Annotated in this window: 18 protein-coding genes; 13 read left to right on the top strand and 5 right to left on the bottom strand. The window is 73.3% G+C overall.

The window, feature by feature from the left end:
- From ASD10_RS08010 to ASD10_RS19595, 7 genes are all read left to right on the top strand, one after another.
- On the top strand, window positions 1-1,622 hold a 1,622-nt coding region (locus tag ASD10_RS08010), incomplete at its 5' end, for an ABC transporter ATP-binding protein (protein WP_082556092.1).
- Between the two features lie 102 nt (window positions 1,623-1,724).
- Window positions 1,725-2,585, top strand: coding sequence for a hypothetical protein (locus ASD10_RS08005; protein ID WP_056607112.1), 861 nt, complete (start codon window positions 1,725-1,727; stop codon window positions 2,583-2,585).
- 112 nt (window positions 2,586-2,697) lie between these two features.
- Window positions 2,698-3,234 (top strand): hypothetical protein, encoded by a 537-nt coding sequence (locus tag ASD10_RS08000; protein ID WP_056607109.1) that lies wholly within the window; start codon window positions 2,698-2,700, stop codon window positions 3,232-3,234.
- Window positions 3,235-3,246: 12 nt separating this feature from the next.
- Window positions 3,247-4,620 carry a sensor histidine kinase gene (locus ASD10_RS07995; RefSeq protein WP_056607106.1) on the top strand — a complete coding sequence of 458 codons (1,374 nt, stop codon included), beginning with the start codon at window positions 3,247-3,249 and terminating at the stop codon, window positions 4,618-4,620.
- Window positions 4,617-5,261 carry a response regulator transcription factor gene (locus ASD10_RS07990; protein WP_056607103.1) on the top strand — a complete coding sequence of 215 codons (645 nt, stop codon included), beginning with the start codon at window positions 4,617-4,619 and terminating at the stop codon, window positions 5,259-5,261. The genes ASD10_RS07995 and ASD10_RS07990 overlap by 4 nt, the downstream gene beginning before the upstream one ends.
- A 9-nt stretch (window positions 5,262-5,270) precedes the next feature.
- Window positions 5,271-5,642 (top strand): thioesterase family protein, encoded by a 372-nt coding sequence (locus tag ASD10_RS07985; RefSeq protein WP_056607100.1) that lies wholly within the window; start codon window positions 5,271-5,273, stop codon window positions 5,640-5,642.
- 26 nt (window positions 5,643-5,668) lie between these two features.
- Complete coding sequence (locus tag ASD10_RS19595; RefSeq protein WP_369797015.1) at window positions 5,669-5,743, top strand: 50S ribosomal protein bL37; 75 nt, start codon at window positions 5,669-5,671, stop codon at window positions 5,741-5,743.
- A gap of 74 nt (window positions 5,744-5,817) precedes the next feature.
- Here the strand turns inward: ASD10_RS19595 and aqpZ are convergent, their stop codons facing one another.
- From aqpZ to ASD10_RS07960, 5 genes are all read right to left on the bottom strand, one after another.
- On the bottom strand, window positions 5,818-6,531 hold the full coding sequence (gene aqpZ / locus ASD10_RS07980) for an aquaporin Z (RefSeq protein ID WP_235501786.1): 714 nt from the start codon (window positions 6,529-6,531) through the stop codon (window positions 5,818-5,820).
- Window positions 6,532-6,630: 99 nt separating this feature from the next.
- Complete coding sequence (gene rsrA, locus ASD10_RS07975; RefSeq protein ID WP_056607097.1) at window positions 6,631-6,903, bottom strand: mycothiol system anti-sigma-R factor; 273 nt, start codon at window positions 6,901-6,903, stop codon at window positions 6,631-6,633.
- Window positions 6,900-7,532: a sigma-70 family RNA polymerase sigma factor gene (locus ASD10_RS07970; RefSeq protein WP_056607094.1), complete on the bottom strand. Its 633-nt coding sequence runs from the start codon at window positions 7,530-7,532 to the stop codon at window positions 6,900-6,902. Before ASD10_RS07970 ends, rsrA begins: the two co-directional genes overlap by 4 nt.
- A 119-nt stretch (window positions 7,533-7,651) precedes the next feature.
- Window positions 7,652-8,380, bottom strand: coding sequence for an SOS response-associated peptidase (locus ASD10_RS07965; RefSeq protein WP_056607091.1), 729 nt, complete (start codon window positions 8,378-8,380; stop codon window positions 7,652-7,654).
- A gap of 37 nt (window positions 8,381-8,417) precedes the next feature.
- Complete coding sequence (locus ASD10_RS07960; RefSeq protein WP_056607090.1) at window positions 8,418-9,071, bottom strand: hypothetical protein; 654 nt, start codon at window positions 9,069-9,071, stop codon at window positions 8,418-8,420.
- A 135-nt stretch (window positions 9,072-9,206) separates the two neighbouring features.
- Here ASD10_RS07960 and ASD10_RS07955 point away from each other — a divergent pair, with 135 nt between their 5' ends.
- Genes ASD10_RS07955 through ASD10_RS07930 form a run of 6 tightly spaced genes read left to right on the top strand, consistent with a single transcriptional unit; the run spans window position 9,207 to window position 15,160 of the window.
- The gene (locus ASD10_RS07955) at window positions 9,207-10,937 is read left to right on the top strand and encodes a sigma-70 family RNA polymerase sigma factor (protein WP_056607087.1); all 1,731 of its coding nucleotides are present in this window, start codon (window positions 9,207-9,209) and stop codon (window positions 10,935-10,937) included.
- A 21-nt stretch (window positions 10,938-10,958) separates the two neighbouring features.
- Window positions 10,959-11,411 (top strand): DoxX family protein, encoded by a 453-nt coding sequence (locus ASD10_RS07950; RefSeq protein WP_056607085.1) that lies wholly within the window; start codon window positions 10,959-10,961, stop codon window positions 11,409-11,411.
- 33 nt (window positions 11,412-11,444) lie between these two features.
- Complete coding sequence (gene aroA, locus ASD10_RS07945) at window positions 11,445-12,728, top strand: 3-phosphoshikimate 1-carboxyvinyltransferase (RefSeq protein WP_056610008.1); 1,284 nt, start codon at window positions 11,445-11,447, stop codon at window positions 12,726-12,728.
- A complete protein-coding gene (gene rsgA / locus ASD10_RS07940) occupies window positions 12,728-13,717 on the top strand; it encodes a ribosome small subunit-dependent GTPase A (protein WP_056607082.1) in 990 nt (329 codons plus the stop codon). The genes aroA and rsgA overlap by 1 nt, the downstream gene beginning before the upstream one ends.
- A gap of 23 nt (window positions 13,718-13,740) precedes the next feature.
- Window positions 13,741-14,670, top strand: a complete 930-nt coding sequence (locus ASD10_RS07935; protein ID WP_056607079.1) for an inositol monophosphatase family protein — start codon at window positions 13,741-13,743, stop codon at window positions 14,668-14,670.
- 58 nt (window positions 14,671-14,728) lie between these two features.
- Window positions 14,729-15,160: a CBS domain-containing protein gene (locus tag ASD10_RS07930; protein ID WP_056607076.1), complete on the top strand. Its 432-nt coding sequence runs from the start codon at window positions 14,729-14,731 to the stop codon at window positions 15,158-15,160.
- The last annotated feature ends 62 nt before the right edge of the window (window positions 15,161-15,222 follow it).

The following is a 15,222-nucleotide window of genomic DNA, read 5'->3' as shown; positions in this document are numbered from 1 at the left end:
TGGCGGGTCTCGTCGCCCCGTGGGTGCTGGGTCAGATCGTCGACACCGTCATCGAGGGGCGCGAGTCGTCCGACGTCCTGCGAGGGGCCCTGCTGATCGGGGGCGCCGCCGTCGTCGCCGGCATCGGGACGGCCGTGTCGGTCACGTACCTGGCACGGGCCGGCGAGCCCGCGCTCGCCGACCTGCGCGAGCGGGCGCTCGACCGCGCCGTGCACCTCGACAGCGCCCGGCTCGAGGAGGCGGGTGCCGGCGACCTGCTGTCGCGCATGGGCGACGACGTCCGGTCGGTCGCGACGTCGCTGACCCAGATCCTCCCGCTGCTGATCGGCTCGCTGGTCGCGGTCGTCTTCACGGCGGGTGGCCTGTTCGCGCTCGACTGGCGGCTCGGGCTGGCCGGGCTGGCGAGCGCGCCGTTCTACGCGCTGGGGCTGCGCTGGTACCTGCCGCGCTCGGGCCCCTACTACCGCCGTGAGCGCATCGCCCAGGGCGAGCGCGCCGAGGTGCTGGTGGGCGGAGTGCAGGGTGCCGCGACCCTGCGGGCCCTGTCGCGCGAGCAGGCCCAGATCGACCGCATCGCGCACCACTCGCGGCACGCCATGACGATCACGCTCGACGTGTTCGACCTGCTGCTGCGCTTCGGCGCCCGCACCAACCGGTCGGAGCTGATCGGGCTGCTCCTCGTGCTCGGGACCGGCTTCCTGCTGGTGCGCGACGACCTGACGACCGTGGGAGCCGTGACGGCGGCGGCCCTGTACTTCCACCGTCTGTTCAACCCCATCGGCGCGCTGCTGATGATCTTCGACGACGTCCAGTCGGCCGGCGCCTCCCTCGCACGCCTGGCCGGGGTCGCGCTCCTCGAGCCCGTCGTGGCGGCCGACACCCCCTCCCCCGTCCGCACCGGCGCGCTCGAGCTCAGCGGCATCAGCCACGAGTACGTCGCCGGCCAGCGGGTGCTGTCCGAGGTCACGCTGCGCGTGCTCGACGGCGAGCGGGTCGCCCTGGTGGGAGCCACCGGAGCGGGCAAGAGCACGCTCGGTGCGGTGGCCGCCGGACTGCTGAGGCCCACGCGCGGACGCGTCACGGTCGGCGGCTTCCCGCTCGAGGCGCTCGAGCCCTCGCACGTCCGCTCGGCGATCGCGCTCGTGACGCAGGACGTCCACGTGTTCTCGGGCACGGTGCGCGAGAACGTCGACCTCGCGCACGCCGACGCGTCCGACGACGAGGTGCGCGAGGCGCTGTCGGTCGTCCGGGCCCTGCCCTGGGTCGAGGCGCTGCCCGAGGGGCTCGACACCGTCGTCGGCGACCACGGGCACCTCCTCGCACCATCGCAGGCGCAGCAGCTCGCGCTCGCCCGGGTCGTGCTGCACGACCCCCGGGTGGCGGTGTTCGACGAGGCGACGGCCGAGGCCGGCTCGAGCGGTGCGCGCGAGCTCGAGGAGGCGGCGATCGCCGTGACCCGCGGCCGGACCTCGCTCGTCGTGGCGCATCGCCTGACGCAGGCCCAGACGGCCGATCGCGTCATCGTCATGCACGAGGGCCGGGTGGTCGAGGAGGGCACGCACGACGAGCTCGTCGCAGCAGGCGGCCGCTACGCCGACCTGTGGTCCGCCTGGTCGACCTGACCCGGGGTACTAGGACCATCGGACACTGGTGGGTCCTACCGCCGTGGCGGGACCGTGGATCACCGCGCCAGAGGGGCGCGGCAGATCCACGAGGGAGCACCCGTGTCCACCATCTCCATCCGTCGCGCAGCCCGCGCGGCGATCGCCCTGGCCGCAGCCGTCGCCGTCGTCGGCGCCGTGCCGTCCGCGGCGCAGGCCAAGGCCGACGCCGTCGGCGACTTCTCCGTCACCCTGAACGGCACGACGTACGACCCGTCCCCCGGCAATGACGCCAAGGTCTCGGGCGTGACGCCGACCGGTCCCATCCGGGTCACGGGCCGCCACGTCACGTTCACGATCGATCCGTCCACGCTGGGCGTCTACGACTACTCGCTGACCGGCGCCGCGAGCCCCGACCGGATGGTCAGCCGGCCCACCGTGATCTTCGCGTCGAAGGTGCCGGTGCTCACCGCGGCCCAGCGCTCCGGCACGACGGTCAAGCAGCTCGAGGTCCGGGACGGCACCGTCGTCATCACCTTCGCGACGGCGGCGGGCAAGCTCAAGGTGCAGGCCAAGGACGCCCCGACGGGCGGCATCTTCCAGATGGAGCCGGAGTTCGCGTCGAGGGTCGAGCTCGTCCACACCCTCGGCCCCACGCTGTTCTACTTCGTCAACCCGTTCACCGGGAAGATCAACTTCGGCGACGGCGCCGACCCGGTCACGCCCGCGCAGAGCCCGACCGGACACCACCAGATGCTGCTGGGCAAGGACAGTCCCCAGGTCGCGACGAAGCTGTTCCAGGACGGCACCGTGACCCGCTGGAGCGTCGAGCCGGGCGGACGTCTCGGCGGCGTGCTGGGCGAGGACGCGATCGAGCTGTCGGCCGGCGCGACGAGCTGCACGAGCCGGTGCCAGGCGCAGAACCAGGTTCGCGGGTCGCTTACGGTCCCGCCGCTGCCCACGAACCCGACGCCCATCGGCTGACGTCCGCGACCCGGGCGTGGGTCGTAGGACCATCGGACGATGGCGACCGCGACCCGCACCCGGCGAGGCTCGGAGGACATCAGCACCAGCACGACCTACGAGAGGAACGATCATGCAACGACTCATCATCATCGCCACCGGTCTGGTGGTGGCCGCGGTCCCGGCCGTGCTCGGCGTCGCCGGGAACACCTCGCTGACGACCAGCGTGCCGCTCAAGCCCGCGGCCGCGGCGAGCACGGCCACGCCGTCCGCGGCAGCGCCGACCACCCCCTCGCCCACCACGGCTCCCACGCCGTCCGCGACGACGCCGTCCGCGACGACACCTGCCGTCTCGGACGACCACGGTCGCCGTGACCGTCACGCCGAGCCGGGCGACGACAGGGGCGGACGCAGGTCCGGCACCGACGACGGCGCCCACCACCAGCGCCACACGGGCACCGACGACGCCACGACCCACGACGGCGCCCACCACCAGCGCCACACGGGCACCGACGACGCCACGACCGACGACGGCGCCCACCACCAGCGCCACACGGGCACCGACGACACCACGACCGACGACGGCACCGACGACAGCCGTCGCCACGGCGGCGATGACGACCGCAGCGGCGGTCATACTGAGTCCGATGACCACGGCAGCGACGACTGACAGCGAGACCGCATGACCACCACGGCGCCCTCCGGGGCGCCGTGGTGCGTGCTGTCGTCAGGAGCTCCCCCCGACCGGCTCGAGCCGCCGCTGCGCTCGCGCCGCGTGTACCTGCAGGTCGTCGCGATGACCCTCGTCGTCCTGGTCGTGGTCGGCTTTCTCGGCTCGGCGGCCGCGCGTCGCGTCGCGGAGCGCGAGGCCGTGAACGACGCCGCCCAGCGCGCCGGCATCCTGGCCGACGCGGTGGTCGAGCCGGCCCTGCTCGACAGCATCGTCGACGGCGACCCTGCCGCCGTCGCGCGTCTCGACGAGGCTGTGCGGTCCACCATGCTGGGCGCGTCGATCGTCCGGGTGAAGTTCTGGCTGCCGGACGGCACGATCGTCTACTCCGACGAGTCACGGCTCGTCGGCCGCACGTTCGACCTGGGGCCCGACGAGCGTGCCGTCCTCCGAGATCCCGCGACACGCGCCGAGGTCACCGATCTCGACGAGCCGGAGAACCGGTACGAGCGCGGACGGGGCAAGCTGCTCGAGGTCTACCGCCCCGTGACGACCCCCGACGGCCACCGCCTGCTGTTCGAGACGTACGCCCCGTACGACGTCGTCCTCGCCCGCAGCGGTGACATCTGGCGCGGGTTCGCCGGCATCACGCTGTCGAGCCTGATCGGCCTGCTGGTGCTGATGCTGCCCGTGCTCTGGCGCCTGCTCGACCGGTTGCGTCGGGGTCAGGCGCAGCGCGAGCACCTGCTGCAGAAGGCCCTCGACGCGTCCGACGCCGAGCGGCGACGCATCGCGGCCACCCTGCACGACGGAGTCGTCCAGGAGCTCGCCGCGACGTCGTTCGCCGTCTCGGGAGCCGCCGCCACGACCCGGGCCGCCGGCCACGACGACCTCGCCGACACGCTCGACGAGGCCGCGGCCGCCGTCCGCACCGGCATCGGCGGCCTGCGCTCGCTGCTCGTCGACATCTACCCGCCGACCCTGGCCGAGACCGGCCTCGTGCCGGCGCTCCGCGATCTCGCCGACGGCCTGCAGACGCGCGACATCGTCGTGCGCACGGTGCTGCCCGACGCCGTCGAGCTGACACTCGACCGTGAGACCGAGCGACTCGTGTTCCAGGTCGCGCAGGAGTGCCTGCGCAACGCCGCCCGCCACGCGCAGGCCTCCGAGGTCACGCTGACGCTCGCGACACGTCCGGACGGCGTGACGCTCGACGTCGCCGACGACGGTCTCGGCTTCGACGTCGCCGCGGCCCTCGCGCACCCTGCGGAGGGGCACTTCGGCCTGCGCCTGCTCACCGACGCCGCCGAGCGCCACGGGGCGGCCCTGCGGGTCGCCTCCGCCGCGGACCACGGCACCCTGTGGCGGCTGGAGGTGCCCCGATGACGACGTCGGTCCTGCTCGTCGACGACCACCAGCTCGTGCGGGCCGGGCTCGTCGCCCTCGTCGACAGCGCGGACGACCTCACGGTCGTGGGCCAGGCCGCCGACGGTCGCGAGGCGGTGCGGTCGGCCCTCACCCTGCGGCCCGACGTCGTGCTCATGGACCTGTCGATGCCGGTCATGGACGGTGTCGAGGCGACGCGTCAGCTGGTCGCGGGCATGCCGGACGTCAGGATCGTCGTGCTCACCTCGTTCTCCGACAAGGGGCGGGTCGCCGAGGCCCTCGCGGCGGGCGCGATCGGCTACCTCCTGAAGGACTGCGAGCCGGGCCAGCTGCTCTCGGCGATCCGGTCGGCGTCGCTCGGCCACGCCCCGATCGACCCGCGCGTGGCCCACGCCCTGCTCCCCCAGCGGGCCCTGCCCGCGGACGTCGCCGCGGCGGAGCTCAGCCCGCGGGAGGACGAGGTGCTCCGCCTCGTGGCCGAGGGGCTGGCCAACAAGCAGATCGCCCGTCGCCTGGGCATCACCGAGCGGACCGTCAAGGCCCACGTCGGCAGCGTCTTCCGGCGCATCGGTGTCGGCGACCGCACCAGCGCCGCGCTCTGGGCCCGCGACCACCTGCCCGCCGAGCGGCACGACCACTAGATTGGCGGCATGGACACAGCCAGCGTCACCCACGTGGTCGGCCCCGACGACACCGCGCGGGCACTCGGGTCGGGCGATCTCGACGTCCTCGCGACGCCGCGGGTGCTGGCGTGGCTCGAGGAGGCCACCTGCTCCGCGCTCGACCTGACGCCCGAGCAGACCAGCGTCGGCACCCGGGTCGACCTCGAGCACCTCGCCGCGAGCCCCGTCGGGGCCGAGGTCACCGCCACGGCCACGGTCGTCCACACCGACGGCCGCCTCGTGCGGTTCCAGGTCGTCGCGCAGGACGCGTCCGGCACCCTGCTGGCGTCCGGCGAGGTGCGCCGGGTCGTCGTCGACCGGGAGCGCTTCCTCGCTCGGATCGCACCTGTGGGAGACTGAGCCAACGACTTTCGAGGAGGAACACCATGGGCAAGACCGGCCGCAAGCGTCGTGCACGCCGCAAGAAGGGCGCCAACCACGGCAAGCGTCCCAACGCTTGACCTGAGCGCACCTCGTGCACCGAAGCCCCCGTCCTGATGGACGGGGGCTTCGTCGTGGTCGGGCGCCGATCGGCCTACTCCTGCTCGTCGCCCAGCACGAACGCGTGCGCGAGGCCGGCGATCGCCGCACCCACGACGGGGGCGGCGATGAACACCCACACCTGCGACAGCGCGTCGCCGCCGGCGAACCAGGCCACGCCGAGCGAGCGGGCCGGGTTCACCGACGTGTTGCTGACCGGGATGCTGATGAGGTGGATCAGCGTCAGTGCCAGGCCGATCGCGACGCCGGAGAAGCCGGCGGCCGCCCGCTTGGACGACGCACCGAGGATCACCAGCACGAAGAAGGCCGTCAGGACGACCTCGGTGACGACGACGGCCCAGAAGCCGTAGCCCTCCGGCGAGCGGTCGCCGAAGCCGTTCGAGGCGAAGCCCGACGCCGAGGCGCTGAACCCGTCCTTGCCGCTGGCGATCGCGAGCAGCAGCGCGCCCGCGACGGTCGCGCCGACGACCTGGGCGACGACGTAGCCCGGGGCGTCGCGCCACGCGAAGCGGCGCGCGGTCGCGAGGCCGACCGTCACGGCCGGGTTGAAGTGCCCGCCCGAGACGGGCCCGAAGGCGTACGCACCCGTCAGCACCGTCAGGCCGAAGGCCGCGGCGATGCCCGGCGCGCCGACCTGGTCGCCGGCCAGCACGGCGGTGCCGCAGCCGCCGAGCACGAGCCAGAAGGTTCCCAGCAGCTCGGCGGCGAGCTTCTGCGACGTGGAGGGGTGAGTGGTCAGGTCGTTCACGGTCGTTCCGATCTCGAGGGAAGGTGGTCATCCCTCAGTCGTCACGACCCGGCGATTCGTCACGCACGACCTGACGTCGCGCACCTCACAACCGGAGGGTCAGACCGGACGCTGCTCCGTGATCTGCACCTGCACGGTGCGGATCGAGAGCAGCACCTTCTCGCGCAGAGGGACCGGCGCGGTCTCGGAGCACGACCGCGACACCAGCGACTTGACGACCCTCTCGAGGTCGTACTCGCTGAGGCACGTCGTGCACTCGTCGATGTGCGTCTGGATCTCGGCGCAGCTCGCGGTGTCGATCTCCTGGTCGATGAACAGGTACAGGTTCTCGAGAGCCTGCTCGCAGTCGGGCCCCTCGCAGGGTGAGCTCATGCCGTGTCACCCGCTCCCGTGACGGCCATGCCGCGCTCGCGCGCGTAGTCGGCGAGCATCTCGCGGAGCATGCGGCGTCCGCGGTGCAGACGAGACATCACGGTGCCGATCGGCGTGTCCATGATCTCGGCGATCTCCTTGTACGGGAAACCCTCCACGTCGGCGAGGTAGACCGCGTAGCGGAAGTCCTCGGGCAACGCCTGCAGCGCGTCCTTGACGTCGCTGTCGGGCAGGTGCTCGAGCGCCTCCATCTCGGCCGACTTGAGACCGGACGGACCGTGCGACTCGGCACGAGCGATCTGCCAGTCCTCGATCTCGTCGGTGACCTGCTGCGGCTGACGCTGCTTCTTGCGGTACGAGTTGATGTACGTGTTCGTCAGGATGCGGTACAGCCAGGCCTTCAGGTTGGTGCCGGGCTTGAACTGGTGGAAGGCGCTGAACGCCTTCGAGAAGGTCTCCTGGACGAGGTCCTCGGCGTCGTGCGGGTTGCGCGTCATGCGCAGCGCGGCCGAGTAGAGCTGGTCGAGGAACGGCAGGGCGTCGGCCTCGAAGCGCGCCTGGCGCTGCTCCGAAGTCTCGGTCTCCCGCGTGTCGGGCACGTCAGGCGTTTCGGGGGTGACGGTCATCATCTCCCAGCCTACTCCCGGGACCGACGGCCTGCGCAGTGGCGTGATCGCTCGATCCGCCGCTGGATGGGTCTGTGTCAGCATGTGTCCTCCTGCCGGGTTCAACCGTCGGGAGGGACGCGCTATTCCGGGGCGAGCGGCACGATCAGCTCGGGCCCGTTGTTGCGGACGTTGTTGACGGCCGTCGAGACGGCGACGGCGTCGAGCCGTCCGGGGGCCGCGGGGACCAGCAGGCCGAGCAGCTCGTCGGTCTGCCGCGGGGCGGGGTCGAGCCACTCGTCGTACGCCTGCGGCTCGAGGAACAGCGGCATGCGCTCGTGGACGTGGCCGAGGTCGTCCTCGGCGGTCGTCGTGAGGATCGTGAAGCTGACGATCCACTCGTCGGCCTCGCGGTCCTTCCAGAACTCGTACAGCCCCGCCATCGCCAGGACCGAGCCGTCCTTCGGCGTGATGTAGAACGGCTGCTTGACGGGCTTCCTGCCGTCGTCGCGCGGCTGGCCCGCGTACCACTCGTAGTAGCCGTCGGCGGGGACGAGCGCGCGGCGCCGCGCGAAGGCCTTCTTGAACGACGGCTTCTCGGCGACGGTCTCGGACCGCGCGTTGATCATGCGGCTGCCGATCGAGGGGTCCTTGGCCCAGCTGGGGATCAGGCCCCAGCGCGCCGTCAGCAGCTCGCGCTGCGGGGCCCCGCCGGACGCCTCGTCGTCGCGCCGTCCGATCACGACGGGTGCGAGCTTGGTGGGCGCCATGTTGTAGTCGGCCTCGAGCTCGACGAAGGAGTTGGCGAGGTCGATCTCGAAGGCCTGGTGCAGCGTGGCCGAGGTCTGGGTCGTCGCGTAGCGCCCGCACATGCGTCCAGCGTGCCACAGCCCACCGACGCCGGCGGCCCTATCGGCAGAGCCCGGCGAGCACCGGGGCGACGCCGTCGCCCGACGCGGGGAGCCGCTCGACCCACAGCCGGGCCTGGCCGGCGACCGTCGGCGTCCGGTCGAGCAGCAGGCCCAGCAGGCCGACCGTCACATCGTCGGCCCGGTCGCGAGCCGTCAGGACGGCGAACCGTCGGACGGTCAGCTGCACGACGGTCTCGTCACCGGTGAACACGGTGCGCAGCACGTCGGCGACGTCGAGGGCGCGCAGCGCGAGCTCGATCTCGTTGCCGAGGCCTCCGGCGGGCAGCTCGACGACCACGAGGACGTGCGTGTCGCAGGTGCGGCCGCCGTCGCGGTCGGCACCCCGGTAGGTCTCGTCGAGTCGCGACCTCAGGTGCGGCACGGTCGCCAAGGACGTCAGCGGGTCGTGGCACGAGACGTCGGCGTGACGCACCAGCGCCGCGTCGGCCCAGGCGAGCGCGGCGGCCCGCGTCGCCTCGAAGTCGGGTGGTCGGGGGGCGTAGGCCCGCTCCACGTGGTCCATGACCTCGTGGAGCGGGACGCCCGCCTGCGCTGCACTCGCTCCCACCTCGTGTGCAACGCGCACCACGTCCGACGTCCCGCCGCGGACGGCGTCACGGAGGAGCTCGACGTGCGTTCCCTGGTCGCTCACCGGTGCTCCTCTCGTCGTCGGACACCAGTGAGACGGACGAGGTCACGGGTCGTGACGCGGTTCGGCCCACATTTCTCGCCGCGCCGTTCGTGACCGGATCGCGGCGACGTCGTTGATCGTGCAGGAGGACCACCCGTGGAGCAGACGCTCAGCAGCACCCAGCACCTGACGGACGACCGCGTCGTCGGCGACGCCGAGCTGATCGCGGCGGTGCGCGGCGGCGACACGTCCGCCTACGGCGAGCTGTTCGGACGCCACCGGGACGCCGCGCTGCGACTGGCCCGCCAGGTCGCGGGGACGTCGGACGCCGACGACCTGGTCGCCGAGGCGTTCGTCCGGGTGCTGGCCCTGCTGCAGGACGGCCGCGGGCCCGACGAGGCGTTCCGCGCGTACCTGCTGACGTCGATCCGCCGCCTGCACATCGACCGCGTGCGGGCCCGCAACAAGGTCTGGTCGACGGCGCACGAGGCCGAGCTCGACCGCGCCGTCGAGTTCGTCGACCCCGCCGTGATGACGTTCGAGCACGGGGCGGCCGCCGTCGCGTTCTCGTCGCTGCCGGAGCGCTGGCGGCTCGTGCTGTGGCACCTCGACGTCGAGGGCCAGCGACCCGCCGAGGTGGCTCCGCTGCTGGGCATGAGCCCCAACGGCGTCTCGGCCCTGGCGTACCGGGCCCGCGAGGGCCTCCGCCAGGCGTACCTGCAGCACCACCTCGCACCGACGCTCCACGAGGGGTGCCGCCGCACGACCGGGATGCTCGGCTCGTACGTCCGCAAGGGTCTGTCGGCGCGCGACACGGCCACCGTCGAGAGGCACCTCGACGGCTGCAGCCGCTGCACGGGCCTGCACCTCGAGCTGCGCGAGGTCAACTCGAACCTGTCGGGCGTGCTGGGCCCCGCGGTGCTCGGGCCGGTCTTCGCGGCGTACCTCGCCGCAGGCGCGGGTCTGGCGGCGCTCGGCGCCGGGGCCGCGACCGTCGCAGGCGCCAAGCTCGTGGCGGGTGGCGCGGCGAAGCTGGCCGTCGTGCCGGCCAAGGTCGTCGGGGCCGCGATGGCCAGCGCCGGCACGCAGGGCGTCGTCGCGGCCGCCGTCGTGACCAGCGTCGCGACGGCCGGCACCGTCGCCGTCACGACCGACTTCGGGCGGGGGCCGTCCTCCGCGCCGGTGGCCGCCGGACCAGCGTCGGGCGCGATCGCACCGCAGGGCGCCGGCACGACGACCGGGCGACGTCCGGCGGCGTCACCGTCCGCCGAGGCCGGTGGCGCGGCGGGGGCAGGGACGGGCGCGGCGACCGACGCCACGGCGCAGCCCCCGGCCTCGCCCGACCCGTCGCCCGCGGTCCCCCCGGTCGAGCCGTCCGAGGCGCCGACCGCCTCGCCCTCGCCGACCGAGGAGCCGTCGCCGTCCGAGCCCTCGCCGTCGTCCTCGGAGGGCCTCGTCTCGCCCGAGCCCTCGGCGACGCCCACGCCCGTCGAGGACCCGGTCGTGCCGACCGACTACGGCATCGGCGACGTCACGATCACCAACGACGGCCCGCTGCTGCAGCGGCGCTTCACGGTGCCGGTGACGTCCGCGACGGCAGGACGGTCGGCCGAGCAGTCCGTGACGCTGACGATGCAGTTCTCGCGGACCGTGCAGCTCGGGGACGTCGTGAGCCCCGGCTGGGACTGCGGACCAGCGAGCCCGGGCCGCCCGCTCACGACGTTGACCTGCACGACGACGCCGGCGGCCGGTCAGGCGACGTCGTTCGTCGCCACGGTCCGTGGCCCCCGACCCGACGGATCGATCTCGGTGAGCTCGCCCGGCGACCCCTCGTCGTCCAACGACGCCGTCACCTTCAGGGCGGGGCCGTACCTCCTGCTGCTCTGAGGCCCTTGGTAGACATGGGTCATGACCCTCCTGCGCACCGTCGCCCGTCCGATGCTCGCGTCGATCTTCGTCGTCGGGGGCGCCGCGGCCCTGCGGGAGCCAGGGGCGCGAGCGGCGAAGGCGCAGCCCGTCGCCGACCGGATCTCCGGTCTCGTGCCGCGCCTATCCCTCGACGGTGCCGGGCTCACGCGTCTCAACGGCGGTGTGCAGCTCGTCGCGGGGCTCGCGCTCGCCTCGGGGCACGTGCCCCGCACCGCGGCCCTCGCCCTGGCCGTGTCGCTGCCGCCGACGACGGTGGCCGGGCACCCGTACTGGACCGAGACCGACCCCGCGGCGCGCGCCGCCCAGCGCATCCACTTCCAGAAGAACCTGTCGATCACGGGCGGCCTGCTGATGGCCACGCTCGACCCCGAGCCGCACAAGAGGTCCGTCGGCCGCCGCGCCAAGGACCGCCTCGACCACCTGCGCGGCTGACCGCGCCGCCGCGACGCCGATAGGGTGGCCGTGATGACTGAACCGCTGCCCTGGCTCGCCCCCCACCGCACCTCCCCGTTCGTCGGCGAGGTGCTGGTGCCCGGATCGAAGTCGCTGACGAACCGCGCCCTCATCCTGGCGGCCCTCGGCGACGGGCCCTCGACCCTCACGCGCCCGCTCGGCTCCCGCGACACGCAGCTGATGACCGCGGCCCTCACCGCGCTCGGCGCGACGGTCGAGCGCGACGGCATGACGTGGACCGTCTCGCCGATCGCGCGCGGCGGCTCCGAGCCCGTCACGGTCGACTGCGGCCTGGCCGGCACCGTCATGCGGTTCGTGCCGCTGCTGGCCGCGCTGGGCAGCGCTCCCGTCACGTTCGACGGCGACGAGCACGCCCGCCGGCGCCCCATGGCCACGACGATCGCCTCGCTGCGGTCGCTCGGGGTCGAGGTCGACGACGACGGTCGCGACGCGCTGCCGTTCACGGTGCGGGCCGACGGCGGGGTGCGCGGCGGCGAGATCTCGATCGACGCGTCGTCGTCGAGCCAGTTCGTCTCGGCCCTGCTGCTGATCGCGCCGCTCCTGCCGCTCGGCGTCGACCTGCGCCACACCGGCGCGGTGCTGCCGTCGGTGCCGCACATCGAGATGACCGTCGCCGAGCTGCGACGCCGCGGCGTCCGCGTCGAGACCCCCGAGCCCGGCCGCTGGGTCGTCCACCCCGGCCCGATCGACGCCCTCGACGTCGAGATCGAGCCCGATCTGTCGAATGCCGGCGTGTTCATCGCCGGCGCCCTCGTCACGGGCGGCAGCGTCCGCGTCCGCAGCTGGCCCGAGCACACCGACCAGGCCGGTGACGCGTGGGGCCGGATCGTCCCGGCGTTCGGCGGCACGGTCGAGCGCGACGGGGACGACCTCGTGTTCTCGGCCGGCGGCACGCTCGACGGCGTCGACCTCGACCTGCACGACGTCGGCGAGCTGACGCCCGTCGTCGCCGCCATGGCCGCGCTCGCCGGCGGCCCCTCGCACCTGCGCGGCGTCGCCCACCTGCGCGGCCACGAGACCGACCGCCTCGCGGCCCTCGTCACCGAGATCCGGCGGCTCGGCGGCGACGCCGACGAGACCGACGACGGTCTGGTGATCCGCCCTCGCCCCCTGCACGGCGCGACGTTCCGCACGTACGACGACCACCGCATGGCCCACGCCGCGGTCGTGCTGGGGCTCCGCGTGCCCGACCTGCTGGTCGAGAACGTCGTCACGACGATCAAGACGTACCCCAACTTCGCGCCCGTCTGGGAGCGCCTCATGACGAGCGGCTGATGGCCAGGGAACGCGACGACCACGACCAGTACGAGCGTCCGCGGCGCCACACCAAGCCGCGCACCAAGGTGCGGCCGAACTACGACGACGCCGACACCGCGCGGGTCGTGACGATCGACCGCGGCCGCTACGCCGTGACGCTCGACGCCGACGGCCGCGCCGTCACCGCCATGAAGTCGCGCAACCTCGGGCGCAAGGGCGTCGTGGTCGGCGACCACGTCAGGGTCGTCGGCGACGTCACGGGCGACGAGGGGACGCTGGCCCGCATCGTCGAGGTGACGCCCCGCCGCACCGTGCTGCGGCGCACCGCCGACGACGACGACCCGATCGAGCGCATCATCGTCGCCAACGCCGACCAGCTCGTGATCGTCGCGGCGCTCGCCGACCCTCCCCCGCGTCCGGGACTGATCGACCGGTGCCTCGTCGCCGCCTTCGACGCCGGCATGGAGCCGCTCGTCTGCCTGACCAAGTCCGACCTCGGCTCGGCCGACGAGCTCGTCGCGATGCTCGAGCCGTTGGGCGTCGCGGTCGTCGTGACCCGCCAGGGCGGCGAGCTCGACGCCGTCCGCGACGCGCTGCGCGACCGCACCAGCGTCCTCGTCGGCCACAGCGGCGTCGGCAAGTCGACGCTCGTGAACGCCCTCGTGCCCGACGCCAACCGCTCGGTCAGCTACGTCAACGCCGTCACGGGACGCGGGCGCCACACGTCGACGTCCGCGATCAGCCTCGAGCTGCCGTTCGGTGGCTGGATCATCGACACGCCGGGCATCCGGTCGTTCGGGCTGGCGCACGTCGAGGTCGACGACCTGATCCGCGCGTTCCCCGATCTGCAGGACGCCGCACGCGACTGCCCGCGCGGCTGCCTGCACGCCGCGACCGAGCCCGAGTGCGCCCTCGACGTCGCGGTCGCCGACGGCTCGCTGGCCGCCGAGCGCGTCGAGTCGTTCCGCCGGATCCTCGCGAGCATGAACCAGCGCGACGACTACTGACCGCAGGCCGTAGCCTGTGGGCCATGGCCCACTCGTACAGCGACGACCTGCGGCTCGCCCACGTGCTCGCCGACAACGCCGACAGCCTGTCGATGGAGCGATTCCTGGCGATCGACCTGCAGGTCGACACCAAGCCCGACATGACGTACGTGACCGAGTCCGACCAGGCCGTCGAGACCGCGATCCGGCGCACCCTCAAGTCGGCCCGCACGCGCGACGTCGTCCTGGGCGAGGAGCAGGGCGAGCAGGACGGCGCGGGTGCCGGCGGAGGCGGAGGCGGACGTCGCTGGATCGTCGACCCGATCGACGGGACGTCCAACTTCGTGCGGGGCGTGCCGGTCTGGGCCACGCTGATCGCGCTCGAGGAGGACGGCGAGATCGTCGCCGGCTGCGTGTCGGCGCCGGCGCTCGGGCGCCGCTGGTGGGCCAGCAAGGGCACGGGCGCGCACACGGGCAAGTCGCTGCTGTCGTCCCGCGAGATCAAGGTCTCGCAGGTGGCCGACCTCGGGGCCGCGTCGCTGTCGTACGCCTCGCTCGGCGGCTGGGACGCGATCGGTCGCGGGCAGGCCTTCGCGGCGCTCATGCGCCGGTGCTGGCGCACCCGGGCGTACGGCGACTTCTGGTCGTACATGCTGCTCGCGGAGGGCGCGGTCGACATCGCCGCCGAGCCCGAGCTCAACCTGTGGGACATGGCGGCCCTCGACGTCATCGTGCGCGAGGCCGGCGGCACGTTCACGAGCCTCGCGGGCGCGCCCGGGCCCTGGGGCGACAACGCCCTGGCGACCAACAGCCGGCTGCACGACGCGGCGATGGCGTACGTCGGGCACTTCCCCGACGACGGCCCGCCCGACCTGTCGTGGACCGACGAGCCCGAGGACGACGACGCGGAGCCCGCGCGCGACAACGTGCGGGCGTTCGAGTTCACCCGCGAGCCGGCCGACGAGGCTCCCTGACCCTCGCGCCACGGGTGTGACCGGGGTTACAGTGCGGGGAGTCGACGAAGGAGTCCCCATGCGCGTCCACGACGTCCTGACCTCGAAGGGCAGCGCCGAGGTCTTCACGATCTCGCCGGACGCCACGGTGCGCGAGCTGCTCGACGTGCTGGCCGAGCACGACGTCGGCGCGCTCGTCGTCAGCGACGACGGCACCTCGATGCTCGGGATCGTGTCGGAGCGCGACGTCGTGCGCAAGCTGCGCGACGTCGCCGACGCGAGGGGCACCGCCGTCGCCGACATCATGACGACCGACGTGCGCGTGTGCTCGCCCGACGACGCGTTCACCGACCTCATGGCCGTCATGACCGAGCACCGCGTGCGGCACCTGCCGGTGCTCGACGACGGGCGTCTCGTCGGCGTCGTCAGCATCGGCGACGCCGTCAAGCACCGCATGGGCCAGCTCGAGTTCGAGCGCGACCAGCTCTCCAGCTACGTCGCCGGCGGCTGACCCCTTCCGTCCCCCGCTGCCCGACCCCCGACTCGCGAGTGGTGCGGTCTGGACTTTTCGGG

Origin of the sequence: Aeromicrobium sp. Root472D3 (assembly GCF_001426485.1) — a bacterium.
Classification (GTDB): Bacteria; Actinomycetota; Actinomycetes; order Propionibacteriales; family Nocardioidaceae; genus Aeromicrobium.
The sequence above is the reverse complement of the archived record's forward strand: the minus strand, read 5'-3'. Positions and strand labels throughout refer to the sequence as shown.